This is a genomic window from Methylobacter svalbardensis (assembly GCF_037671525.1).
In the GTDB taxonomy this organism is placed as follows: domain Bacteria; phylum Pseudomonadota; class Gammaproteobacteria; order Methylococcales; family Methylomonadaceae; genus Methylobacter_A; species Methylobacter_A svalbardensis.
The window spans coordinates 60,970-73,207 of sequence record NZ_JAWPOH010000010.1; the positions used below are offsets into that span (position 1 = coordinate 60,970).

Genomic DNA, 12,238 nt, shown 5'->3' on the forward strand with positions numbered 1-12,238 from the left:
TGAAGATGCACTTCGCCGAATTTCTGCCTGTCATGCAACTTGGGCTTGCGCTTAAACGAAGCAGAATCTTTGGTCAGGCCTTCCTCTGCGCGGCTGCACTGAGCGCCTGCGCGGTAGGCCCCGATTATAAGACTCCGGCAACCGATGCCGGTCAGTCCTTCACCAATGCCGTCCACCCGGAATTCTCAGTGCAAGGTGTGGATGTAGCGTGGTGGAAGCTGTTTGAAGATAAGGGGCTAACCGAACTTGTCGAGCAGACGGTGCGACACAACCGCGATCTTCAGGCCGCCCGCGCTAATCTCCGTGAGGCGCGTTCGCTGTATATGGAAGCGGGGCTGAATTTGGCGCCTATCGTCAGCTCGCACGCCAATTATACCGAGCAGAAACGCAGCTTCGGCGCTATGAGCAACAGGGACTTCGCGCCGCGAGAGCTGAAACTCTACAACATCGGTTTCGACGCTTTTTGGGAAGTCGATTTTTTTGGCCGCGTGCGCCGCGACGTGGAAGCGAGCAGCGATGAAGTCGATGCGCAGGAAGCCAGTCTTCGGGATCTCGGCGTCAGCCTGATCGCCGAAGTAGCCAGAAATTATTTCGAGTTGCGGGGGCTGCAAAACCAGCTGGCAACGGCGAAAAAGAACGCCGGAAACCAGTCTCAAACGCTGGAAATAACCCGTGTCAGACTCGAAGGCGGGCGTGGTACCGAACTCGATACGTCGAGGGCAACAGCCCAGCTCGATTCCACCCTGGCCACCATTCCGCCTCTGGAGAGCTCCATTCATCAGGCTATTCACCGGCTCAGCGTACTCACCGGGCAGTTTCCTGGCGCCTTGACCGAGAAGCTGTCTCAGCCTGCGCCGCTGCCCAGGATTCCCAAGACCATTCACATCGGTCAGCCTGCGGAGCTACTGCGCCGCCGCCCTGATATCCGCATTGCCGAACGGACTTTGGCAGCGGCTACTGCCCGCATCGGCGTCGCTACTGCCGATCTTTTTCCGCGCGTTACCTTCGTCGGCACTATCGCATTAGAGGCCAGCACCTTTTCGGGCATAGGGGCGGCTCGTTCAGATGCCTATTCCTTGGGCCCAAGAATCAGTTGGGCAGCATTTGACCTAGGTCGTGTGTATGCCCGCATTAAAGCGGCCGATGCCCGTGCCGAGTCCAGCCTGGCCCAGTACGAGCAGACGGTGCTGAGCGCTTTGGAAGAAACGGAAAATGCGCTGGTGAATTACAACCGGGCGCGAATCCGGCGAGGATTGCTCACTTCGGCGGCCCAGGCCAGTGTAAAGGCCCATGAACTGGCTCATCTGCGTTTTGCGGAAGGTGTGAGCGATTTTCTGACGGTACTGGATGTCGAATTGCGTCTGTTGCAAGACCAGGATCGTCTGGCCCAGAGCGAAACCGCCACGGCGACGGCGCTGGCGGCGCTTTACAAGGCTTTGGGCGGCGGTTGGGAATCGAACCTTGATGTGGGTAAAACCGATTAGGCAAGAATAACGAATGCTGTTGGTTATATGCCGTGGGCGCGAATTGAATTCTTAACTTAATGGCAGCGATGTAGCCGGCAGGTAGAGCCAATCGCAATGGCGGCGGCCCTAGTCGTTTAACTTGTTTTTAAGGGTAAGCGCCGCGCCATGCAGGGCTTTGGCAAGGGTAGGGTGGGCGTGTATGGTTCTGGCCAGGTCTTCGCTGCTGGCGGAGAACTCCATAGCCAGCACGGCTTCGGCAATCATTTCGGAGGCTTGCATGCCGATGATATGAACGCCGAGTATAGCGTCGGTATCTGCGTGAGCGATGATTTTAACCATACCCTCGGTTTGGCTCATCGCGTGAGCACGGGCAGTGGCGTTTAGCGGGAAGATGCCGATTTTAATGGATTCGCCCATGGCTCTTAAACCTTGTTCGGTTTGACCTACCCAGGCAATTTCAGGATTGGTAAAAACAACACTGGGCAGGAGATCGTAGTTGATAGGGTTGTGAATGCCGGCAATTTGTTCGGCAACAAACAGGCCTTCTTCTATGCCTTTATGGGCAATCATCGGGCCGAGCAAGGTCAGGTCGCCTATGGCGTAAACACCGGGCAGGTTAGTGCGGCAGTTTTCATCGACATGGACGTAGCCGTTTTCGTCGAGCAGTAAATTGGCTTCATCGGCGGCCAGATTTTCGGTATTGGGTTTTCGGCCGGATGCAACAATCAGTTTATCGACACGCAGGGCATGAGTGCCGTCGCTATCCTGGTATTCTACGGTGACTTTCTTATTGCCTTTTTTGGCTGAAATAACCCGCGCACCCAGGCGCAGTTCCAGTCCCTGTTCGGTGTAGATACGAAAGGCTTCCAGCGCAATTTGCTGGTCGGCCATGCTTAAAAATGTTTCCTGCGCTTCCAGCAGAATGGTTTCTGCACCGAACCTGTTCCAGATGCTGGCTAATTCTAGGCCGATAACCCCCGCACCGATAATGGCTAAGCGCTTGGGTATTGCGTCGAGATTTAAAGCCATCGTGGAATCGATGATAAATTCATTGTCTATCGGCGCACAAGACAAATTAATGGGGGAGGAGCCGGAGGCCAGAATAATATGCTTGGCTTCGAGCATTGAAACACCCGATTGATCAAGAGGCGTAATTTCCACCTGTAGATCATTGAGTAACCTGGCCTCTGCCTTCATGTAGGTAATTTTGTGATCCGCAAACGAGTCGGCAATTTGTCGGCTGAGTGCGTCAATAATGTTGTTTTTGCGCTGCATCATTAGCGCAATATCCACAGAAACCGCCTCTGCCTGAATGCCGTGCTCTTTTAGGTGATGGTTCAGCGAGTGATAAATTTTCGCTGATTCCAGTAACGCGATAGACGCAACACAACCCGCGTTGAGATAAGTGCCGCCCAGGCTGACTAGGCCTCTTTTGTCGCACCAATTGTCGATGCAGGCAGTTTTTAAGCCGAGCTGGGCGCATCGGATAGCGCTGGAATAACCCGCCGGTCCAGCGCCGATGACGATCACGTCAAATGACGTTTGCATGTGTTTTTTTTGCATGGCTTTATATATTTAGCAATAAGTGGGCGGGTGCTTCCAGGCATTCTTTGATGGTGACTAGAAATTGCACGGCTTCTCGACCGTCAACCAGCCGATGGTCGTACGATAAAGCCAGATACATGATCGGCCTGATAACGATCTGGCCGTGTTCAACTACAGGACGTTCTTTGATCGCATGCATGCCCAATATAGCGCATTGCGGCGGATTGAGTATCGGTGTGGACAGCATGGAGCCGAAAATGCCGCCATTGGTAATGGTGAAGGTGCCGCCTTTCAAGTCGTCGTAGGTCAGGGTGCCTGCCCTGGTCTTGGCGCCGAAATCGACGATGCTTTGTTCGATGCCGGCAAAATCGAGTTGATCCGCATCGCGCAGTACCGGCACAATCAGGCCGCGCTCGGTGCTGACCGCAATGCCTATGTCATAGTAGCCGTGATAGATAATGTCGTTGTCGTCAATGGAGGCGTTGATCGCCGGAAAGCGTTTTAATGCCTCGATAGAGGCTTTGACAAAGAAAGACATAAAGCCCAGTTTGACATGATGTTTTTGTTCAAAGCGTTCTTTGTACTGGTTGCGAAGATCAATCACGTTTTGCATGTTGACCTCATTAAATGTGGTCAGCATGGCCGCATTTTGCTGTGCCTGCAACAGGCGTTCGGCTACCTTGGCTCTTAGCCTAGTCATGGGAACACGCTGTTCCGGCCGCAAATTTAAAATCCCCCTGCCTTCGGCTTCCTTCTTAGGCGCAGGATGGCTGGCGGCGGTAGCTTCCTCCTCCTTTGTCAAAGGGGGGCTGATGGGGATTTCTTTGGCCGCCGGGACTATGAGCTGGGCTTCCTGCAGGGTTTTTTTATGCAGATAATCTAATACATCGGTTTTAGTCAGGCGGCCGTCTTTTCCTGAGCCTTTGATGACGGAAGGATCCAACGTGTTTTCAGCAATTAGCCGACGTACCGAAGGGCTTAGCGGGATGTCCGACTCCTCGTCATGTTCGGGTTCGGCTGCCGCTGTTGTTGGGTTTTCTTCTACGGCTTGAGGTTCGAGCAAGGCCAGTACATCGCCGCCGACCACAATAGCCCCGTCTTGCTGGAGTATTTTGCTAAGGATGCCTGATTCCGGCGCAGGCACTTCAAGCACCACTTTGTCCGTTTCAAGGTCGACGAGGTTTTCGTTCTTAATCACGGTGTCGCCAGGCTGCTTATGCCAGGTGATCAGCGTGGCATCGGAAACGGATTCGGGTAAGTTGGGAACTAGGACTTCAATGCTCATTGTTATTTTCCTGAAAGGTTGCCGTAAAGAGCCGAGTGAACGACAGCTTTTTGTTGTTCGATATGGACGCGGAAATTACCGACCGCAGGCGCCGCCGAGGCATTTCTACCGGCATAAGTTATGCTGATTTTTTGGTCTAAATTGTCGGAAAAGTGATGTCTGGACTGATACCAGGCGCCTTGATTCTGGGGTTCTTCCTGGCACCAGATAAATTCTTTAAGTTGCGGGTATCTGCCGACTTCCGTTTTAAATAACTCATCGGGAAAAGGGTAGAGTTGCTCTATGCGGGCAATGGCGACGTGCTTGAGGTTGTCCTGATGCCTCGTTTCGATCAGATCGTAATAGACTTTGCCGGAACACATGACCAGGCGGGTCACTTTTTTGGGATTGATGTCGTCCTGGTCACCGATAAGGGGCTGAAACCGACCGTTGGTTAAATCTTCCAGCGTGGAAATCGCAAGTTTATGACGCAATAAACTCTTGGGGCTCATGACTATCAATGGCTTACGATAGGGTCGAAGCATCTGGCGACGCAACAAGTGAAATATTTGTGCGGGCGTAGTCGGGCTGCAAACCTGAATATTATGTTCGGCGCACAGTTGCAGGTAGCGTTCCAGTCGAGCGGAGGAATGTTCCGGTCCCTGGCCTTCAAAGCCGTGCGGCAGCAGCATGACCAGGTTGCATAAGCGACCCCATTTGGTTTCGCCGGAACTGATAAATTGATCGATAACCACTTGCGCGCCGTTGGCAAAATCGCCGAATTGCGCTTCCCATATAACCAGGGTATTCGGCATCGTTGTGCTGTAACCGTATTCGAAACCTAGAACACCTGCTTCTGACAGCAGGGAGTCGAAAATCTGCGCGTTGCCCTGATCCTTGTCTAAATGTTTGATCGGTGTATAGGTTTTATTATTGAGTTGATTATGCAAAACAGCATGGCGATGCACAAAGGTGCCGCGACCGACATCCTGGCCGGTTAAACGAACGTTATATTTATCCAGCAGCAGCGTCGCATAGGCCATGTTTTCGGCAAAACCCCAGTCCAGCTGCATGGCTCCAGCCGCCATTTTACGCCGGTTATCCATGACTTTTGCGACTCGGGCGTGTAATTCGAAACCGGTCGGCAGGCGTTGCATTCTGTCGTTACAAAAGCGCAGATGATCCATCGAAACTGCGGTATTGCAGACTGGATTCCAGTCGCTGTTCGGGAATTTATTCCATTGGTTGGTGTACGGGTAGGGGCCGTCGGCCAGGATAGGTCTGGAAACGACTTCGCCGGCTTCGAGCAGTTTTTGGTAATTTTGTTCCAACTCTGCAGCTTGTTCAGCAGTGATAAGCCCGGCTTTGATGAGTTTTTCGGCGTAAAGCTTCCGCGTAGTCTTGAGTTTGCGGATTTTTTTATACATCAAAGGCTGGGTAGTCGAGGGCTCATCGGCTTCATTATGCCCAAGTCTGCGATAGCAAATAAGGTCGATGACCACATCTTTATTAAAGGTCATCCGGTAATCCATTGCCAGTTTGGTGACAAAGATAACGGCGTCGGGATCGTCGCCATTGACATGGAAAACCGGTGCCTGGATCATACCGGCCACATCGGTGCAATAAAGCGTGGATCGTGCATCCAGCGGATTGCTGGTAGTAAAGCCGATTTGGTTGTTGATGACGATATGCACGGTTCCGCCGGTGGAAAAAGCGCGGGTTTGCGACATATTCAGGGTTTCCATGACGATGCCTTGTCCGGAAAAGGCGGCGTCTCCGTGGATTAAAATGGGAATTACCGTATTTTTGCCGTTTCCTCCCGCTCTGTCCTGACGGGCCTTAACCGAGCCTTCGACCACCGGATTGATGATCTCCAAATGTGAAGGGTTGAATGCCAGCGTTATATGAAGAGGGCCGCCGGGCGTACTGATGTCGGATGAAAAGCCCATGTGATATTTCACATCGCCGGTGCTGACGCCCGGAGAAAGCGGCGAAGTGCCGGCAAATTCATTAAACAGGCTGGCAGGACTCTTACCCAGGATGTTGACCAGCACATTCAAGCGGCCTCGGTGAGCCATACCGATCACAACTTCATTAACGCCTTTGGTGCCAAATCCTTGAGTTAATTCATCCAGAATGAGAATCAGCGATTCGCCGCCTTCCAGAGAAAAACGTTTTTGGCCGACAAACCGATTGTGTAAATGGTTTTCTATGCCTTCGGCGGCAGTCAATAATTTTAACAGCCAGTGTTTTTTTTCAGGAGTCAGCTCCAAATTGGTTTTAGAGCTTTCCAAGCGATTTATGATCCAGCGCCTGATATGGGTGTCGACTATGTGCATGTATTCAGAGCCGATACTGCCGCAGTAAATTTCTTGCAGGTTCGCAATAATGTCGCGCAAAGGCAGTCGGTCAATACCGTAAAGTGAGCCGGTATCGAACAGGGTGTCCATATCAGGTTCGGCAAGACCGTAATAAGCGGGATCCATATCGGGAGGAGGGGGCATGGTTTTCCCCAATGGATTATTGGCGGCAATCTGATGTCCGCGAACCCGGTAATGATTAACAAGCCGGGCAACAGCCGATTGTTTTTTGACACTTTCTTCGGTAAAGCCTTGTAGTTTTGCCAGTCTGTCTTGAGATTTAACGGCGAGTTGCGCAAAGCGTTCTACGACCGGGCTGTGAGGGGTCTCAAAATCAGCGCCGCGGTGAATTTTGGTAAATTCTTTTTGCCAGCTGGGTTCAACCGAGTCGGGGTCTTCCAGGAAGCGTTCATATAAATTTTCAACAAAGCTGGCGTTGCTGCCGTACAGAGAAGAAGAGTCTTGAAAAAGTTTAAGCAGCTTACTCATTTTGAATATCCAATTTATTCTGCAAGGATTTTGTCTTTGTTTGAACGCTTAAGGAGTATATTACCAAGATTTAACGCATTCGCTGACTAAAATATGCGGTGTTAAGATAAGAAAAGCAACCGAGTGTTTTCACCTAAAGCAGGGTAGATATGATTTTATGACCGACAAACGAAACATTGTAATTCAAGTTAAATATCCTATATCTGGACAAGCGACAGTGGACTTGGCGCCAAAGATGATAACGGAGTGGAATATCAAAAGGATATTGCTAGCAGCCAGTGTACTGGTTATGATTTTAATATCGTTGTTTTATTTTATTCATAGTGATACGCAGGATAATGCGGCGGTGATAGTTAATGCTATAGAAAAACAGGTGGCGCCGCAGGCTGAGCTTAAGGAAGTCGAGATAAAAAACCTGGACATATCGACGCAGGCAATTGTGGAAGCCAATCTCTTGGCCAAGTCGAGAAAAGAGCTGAATAAGAACAGCAAACAAACTGCTGCAATTCCAGTTAAAGAAGTTATAAAAAAACAAGCCAGCAAAAAAGTTATTAAGGAGCAGGAACATCTAAAAGTTAATACTAATGAAGTGAGAGCAGTATTAACTTACAAGATTAATAATAAAGAGCCGGTAGGTGAAATAGTGAGGTCTGTGAACCTTAACAACAAAAAGCCGACATGGATTTATTATTTTACTGAATTGAACGCAATGAAGGGTAGCAAGGTTTATCATGAATGGTTGAAAGAGGGTGTTGTCGTTACCAGGAGGGCGTTAATTATATCGGGTAATAGATGGCGTACTTCAAGTCGTAAGTTATTTTCTGATGCTGAAAAAGGTAACTGGTCTGTAAGGCTGTTTGATAAAAACGACCGATTATTAAATGAAAAAAACTTTAAGATTGAATAATCACTTCCTGCTGTATGATAAATCGCCTGATTCTGTAAAACTTAACTTGGAGTAATTCGCAAAAAATCATGTTGTTGTCAAAGTAAGATGAGGCGGTACATATTTGTTGTCGAATAATTTAATATATTTATATTAAAATTAATGATAAAGTTAATATATGTTTTTTATTTATTTTAAGGGCTAAAAATGACCGAGTATCAAGATCTTTCTGAGCATGAATTACAAGCTGTTATTGTAAACGCAGAAAAAGCATTAAAAAATATGCAGGCTAGCAAGCGTAAAGAGGTTATGGCGCAAATTAAAGAATTGGCGGCCTCTATCGATGTTATTGTAGAAATTCACGAGACCGAGAAGAAGTCGGTTCGCAAGGGTGCAAAAGTTGCCATTAAATATCGTCATCCCGATGATTTTAACAAAACATGGACAGGACGCGGGGTGGCGCCAAAATGGATGCAGGAGTTGCTGAATGCTGGGCATCAACGTTCTGAATTTGAAGTGTAGCGTTCTTTATATACAACGAGTGCATTCAAGCCTGTTTCCTGCGCGGTAATTGGCTTGGTTTAGCGAAAACTGAAGAGCCGTAACCGTAATTAAGTTTATACATTATGGATGCGAATAAATTCACGTCCATAATGTACGCCCCAATCATCTTCGGCTTATCTTTATAGCAGCATTTCTCTGTGTCTAACACAGCGGGAGCGTTACAGGATTCATCCCTCGCTCCCCACCCTTCATCATAAAGCGTCTCATCCTGCTCCATAAATAGTCGCTCAAAAGTTTTTTAACATTTTTGTTCACCACGGAGAGCACGGAGAGCGAGAAGATAATTATTTTTCTTCGTGTCCTTCGTGGTAAATGGTTTTTTCACTTTGTTAAAAAACTTTTGGTCCCTACTTATTTCCAACCTTGCCGTTGCATCGCTCCATAAAAAGCTTTGCTTCCATAAGTGAAATATTGCTGTCTCTAAGAGTGGAACAACACGAAATTGTTCCAGCCTAGCCCTTTTTCACTCCTTATGAAAATACCGGTTATATGATCCGGTTATATGATATAGTTATCTTAATGAGAATGATTGTTGATAACTCCCGGAGCGTTTGGTTTTAATGCACTTTATTTCAATACTTAAATTTATGGCTATAAGCTTAAAAAACCTGGCAGTGGGTGATTCGGGAAAAATCATCGGCTTTGAGCCATCGGGAAAGGCTTATCGAAAACGCTTGCTGGCTATGGGCTTGACGCCGGGAACCGAGTTTAGCGTCACCCGTTTTGCGCCGATGGGAGATCCGGTTGAGATTAAGTTGCGTGGATTTTCATTAACCCTGCGTAAGGATGAAGCAGCAATATTATTGATAGAGAAACTCTGATGAAAACTGATTTTACGGTTGGCGTAGTCGGCAATCCGAATTGCGGCAAGACCACACTATTTAACGCATTAACGGGTGCCAGACAGCATGTAGGCAATTGGCCCGGCGTTACCGTCGAGAAAAAAACCGGTGAATACCGCTTCGATCTTAAATTGATCGAATTAGTCGATTTACCCGGCACCTATTCATTGGAAGCTGCCGACGATCAGGTCTCTTTAGATGAAAAAGTCGCTCGTGATTATGTCGCCTCCAAGCAGGCCGATTTAATCATTAATATTGTTGATGCTTCCAATTTGGAACGAAATCTGTATTTGACCTCGCAACTCATCGAGATGCGGGTGCCGATGATTTTAGTGCTCAACATGATGGACGCCGTTAAACAACGCGGCATTAAAGTAGATGTCGATTATCTTGAGGATTTTCTGGGTTGCCCGGTTATTCCGATTAGCGCTTCGAATAAGGACGGTATCGGCGCATTAAAAGTGGCCATCAATAGTGCTGCTATCGCCAAGCCTATACCTTCGGTAAAAATCAGCTATATATCAGCTTTAGAGCAAGCTATCAATGACATTTCACCGTCGTTGATTGAGGCCGCACAGCAGCATGACTGCGATCTGCGTTGGCTGGCTATTCGCTTGCTGGAAGACGATACCTTGGCCAAACAGATTGTAGGGGAGGCCTTGGTCGCCCAAGGGCGAATAAATTCGCCCCTACAAACAGTTGCGCAATTACAACGCCGGGTAGAAACCGAAACCGATGACGAAATCGACATTCTCGCCGCCGACGCCCGTTACGGATTCGTCAATGAATTAACCAATGGCGCAGTCTGCAAGCTAACCGAGGTAACTCGTCACACAACCGATAAAATCGACAACATCGTTTTAAACCGCTTTCTGGGTATCCCGATTTTTCTGTTAGTCATGTACGCGATGTTCATGTTTACCATTAATATCGGCAGCGCCTTCGTCGATTTTTTCGATCAAGCCGTAGGCGCGTTATTGATCGACGCGCTAAGTCTGACGCTCACCGAGCTGAACTTGCCGCAATGGCTGATCGTATTAATCACCAATGGCGTGGGCGGCGGCATACAGGTAATTGCCACCTTTATCCCGATTGTCGGCTTCCTGTTTATGTTTCTGTCGGCACTGGAAGACTCCGGTTATATGTCCAGGGCGGCTTTCGTTATGGACCGATTCATGCGCATGATCGGTTTGCCCGGTAAATCCTTCGTACCGATGATCGTCGGTTTCGGCTGTAATGTCCCGGCGATTATGGCCACGCGGACTCTGGAAAACCAACGTGACCGGATATTGACCAACTTGATGAATCCGTTCATGTCTTGCGGTGCCAGATTGCCGGTTTACGCCTTATTTGCCGCCGCATTTTTCCCGGTCGGCGGCCAGAATCTGGTGTTCGGTTTGTATTTGTTGGGCATTGCAATAGCGGTGTTAACCGGTTTAATCATGCGCCATACCTTATTTAAAGGGGAATCATCCCCCTTTATTATGGAATTGCCCGCTTATCACATGCCGACAGTGCACGGCGTTTTTATCAGAACCTGGGATCGACTAAAGTCGTTTTTATTCAATGCAGGCAAGGTTATTGTACCGATGGTGCTGGTACTGAACTTTCTTAATGCGCTGGGTACGGATGGTTCATTCGGCCAGGAAAACAGCAATAAATCGGTATTGAGCGAGATTGGTCGCGGCCTGACACCGGCGTTTAAACCGATGGGCATAGAAAAAGACAATTGGCCGGCAACGGTCGGTATATTTACCGGCGTTTTAGCCAAAGAGGCCGTGGTCGGAACCCTGGATGCCTTATACAGCCAGCTTGCGGTGGCCGATACAACAGCCGCCGATAAAGCACCGTTCAATCTTCAACAGGCTTTGATTGACGCCTGTTTAACCGTGCCTAAAAACCTGCACGACGTTGCCGATAATTTGTTGGATCCATTGGGTTTGAATATCGGCAACGTCGACGATATGACTGCGGCAGCGGGTGAACAGGAAGTCAATGCCGGTACTTTTGCCGCCATGCAGCAAAGTTTTGATGGCAAGGCGGGGGCTTTCGCCTATTTATTATTTATCTTACTGTATGCCCCTTGCGTTGCGGCAACCGCTGCAATTTACCGGGAAACCAACATGAACTGGACGGTGTTCGTGGTGTTCTGGACGACCGGTATCGCCTACATGACCGCCACGATTTTTTATCAAGCGATGACCTATAGTGAGCATCCAGATTATTCGCTGGTCTGGATAAGCGGACTAATCATTGCCTTTTCAGCGGTATTGCTCGGCCTGTGGCTACTGGGTAAAAACGCTGAGGTCACAGAGGTAAAACATCGGAGGGAATCTGTACATGATACTGTCTGATTTGAGAGCCTATTTAAGGGCGCAGCACCGAATTGCGTTGGCGGATTTAATTATCCATTTCGACATGGATGCCGATGCCCTAAGAGGCATGCTCGACAAATGGATCAGCAAAGGCAAGGTGCGCAAACTGCCGTTGACGGCATCTTGCGGTACCAGTTGCTGTCAATGCGATACGACTTTGACGGAGATTTATGAGTGGGTTGATGAGTAACATGGTCCACGAAAAACACGAAAAAACCTTACAGTTGACATGTCGGGCAACGAAAAGCTGTTGTTTGATCTGTCTCTGAAAAAGAAATAACCATAAACCTAAAAATCGCAGTTAGTCCACGAAAAGCACGAAAGACACGAAAGAAATCAGTATGTTATATTACGCAGTCATTCATCCTTTGGGTGACGATCTACAACTGGGTATCTCTTTGAATATTTTCGTGCTTTTTGTGTCTTTCGTGGATTGATTTCGGTATA

9 protein-coding genes are annotated in these 12,238 nt (G+C 48.6%); 6 read left to right on the forward strand and 3 right to left on the reverse strand.

Annotation, left to right across the window (positions count from 1 at the left end):
* Positions 1-5: 5 nt before the first annotated feature.
* Positions 6-1,484: an efflux transporter outer membrane subunit gene (locus RW114_RS06175; RefSeq protein ID WP_340121859.1), complete on the forward strand. Its 1,479-nt coding sequence runs from the start codon at positions 6-8 to the stop codon at positions 1,482-1,484.
* A 108-nt stretch (positions 1,485-1,592) separates the two neighbouring features.
* Here RW114_RS06175 and lpdA read toward each other — a convergent pair whose 3' ends face one another.
* Genes lpdA through RW114_RS06190 form a run of 3 tightly spaced genes read right to left on the reverse strand, consistent with a single transcriptional unit; the run spans position 1,593 to position 7,124 of the window.
* Positions 1,593-3,029 (reverse strand): dihydrolipoyl dehydrogenase, encoded by a 1,437-nt coding sequence (gene lpdA / locus RW114_RS06180; protein ID WP_340121860.1) that lies wholly within the window; start codon positions 3,027-3,029, stop codon positions 1,593-1,595.
* Between the two features lie 4 nt (positions 3,030-3,033).
* A complete protein-coding gene (gene odhB, locus RW114_RS06185; protein ID WP_340121861.1) occupies positions 3,034-4,296 on the reverse strand; it encodes a 2-oxoglutarate dehydrogenase complex dihydrolipoyllysine-residue succinyltransferase in 1,263 nt (420 codons plus the stop codon).
* A gap of 2 nt (positions 4,297-4,298) precedes the next feature.
* Positions 4,299-7,124 (reverse strand): 2-oxoglutarate dehydrogenase E1 component, encoded by a 2,826-nt coding sequence (locus RW114_RS06190; protein WP_340121862.1) that lies wholly within the window; start codon positions 7,122-7,124, stop codon positions 4,299-4,301.
* Between the two features lie 157 nt (positions 7,125-7,281).
* On the opposite strand from RW114_RS06190, the gene RW114_RS06195 reads away from it, so the two are divergent.
* The 5 genes from RW114_RS06195 (at position 7,282) to RW114_RS06215 (ending at position 11,981) form a co-directional block, all read left to right on the forward strand.
* A complete protein-coding gene (locus RW114_RS06195; RefSeq protein WP_340121863.1) occupies positions 7,282-8,031 on the forward strand; it encodes a DUF2914 domain-containing protein in 750 nt (249 codons plus the stop codon).
* A 186-nt stretch (positions 8,032-8,217) separates the two neighbouring features.
* Positions 8,218-8,532, forward strand: a complete 315-nt coding sequence (locus RW114_RS06200; protein ID WP_340121864.1) for an H-NS histone family protein — start codon at positions 8,218-8,220, stop codon at positions 8,530-8,532.
* Between the two features lie 629 nt (positions 8,533-9,161).
* On the forward strand, positions 9,162-9,395 hold the full coding sequence (locus RW114_RS06205; RefSeq protein WP_340121865.1) for a FeoA family protein: 234 nt from the start codon (positions 9,162-9,164) through the stop codon (positions 9,393-9,395).
* The gene (gene feoB / locus RW114_RS06210) at positions 9,395-11,770 is read left to right on the forward strand and encodes a Fe(2+) transporter permease subunit FeoB (protein WP_340121866.1); all 2,376 of its coding nucleotides are present in this window, start codon (positions 9,395-9,397) and stop codon (positions 11,768-11,770) included. Before RW114_RS06205 ends, feoB begins: the two co-directional genes overlap by 1 nt.
* Positions 11,757-11,981, forward strand: coding sequence for a FeoC-like transcriptional regulator (locus tag RW114_RS06215; RefSeq protein WP_340121867.1), 225 nt, complete (start codon positions 11,757-11,759; stop codon positions 11,979-11,981). Before feoB ends, RW114_RS06215 begins: the two co-directional genes overlap by 14 nt.
* Positions 11,982-12,238 lie beyond the last annotated feature (257 nt).

Excerpts from the sequence above, each read along its gene's own strand:
- RW114_RS06195 (WP_340121863.1), top strand. The coding sequence starts at position 7,282 with ATGACCGACAAACGAAACATTGTAATTCAAGTTAAATATCCTATATCT.
- RW114_RS06190 (WP_340121862.1), bottom strand. The coding sequence starts at position 7,124 with ATGAGTAAGCTGCTTAAACTTTTTCAAGACTCTTCTTCTCTGTACGGC.
- feoB (WP_340121866.1), top strand. The coding sequence starts at position 9,395 with ATGAAAACTGATTTTACGGTTGGCGTAGTCGGCAATCCGAATTGCGGC.
- RW114_RS06215 (WP_340121867.1), top strand. The coding sequence starts at position 11,757 with ATGATACTGTCTGATTTGAGAGCCTATTTAAGGGCGCAGCACCGAATT.
- odhB (WP_340121861.1), bottom strand. The coding sequence starts at position 4,296 with ATGAGCATTGAAGTCCTAGTTCCCAACTTACCCGAATCCGTTTCCGAT.
- RW114_RS06175 (WP_340121859.1), top strand. The coding sequence starts at position 6 with ATGCACTTCGCCGAATTTCTGCCTGTCATGCAACTTGGGCTTGCGCTT.
- RW114_RS06205 (WP_340121865.1), top strand. The coding sequence starts at position 9,162 with ATGGCTATAAGCTTAAAAAACCTGGCAGTGGGTGATTCGGGAAAAATC.
- RW114_RS06200 (WP_340121864.1), top strand. The coding sequence starts at position 8,218 with ATGACCGAGTATCAAGATCTTTCTGAGCATGAATTACAAGCTGTTATT.
- lpdA (WP_340121860.1), bottom strand. The coding sequence starts at position 3,029 with ATGCAAAAAAAACACATGCAAACGTCATTTGACGTGATCGTCATCGGC.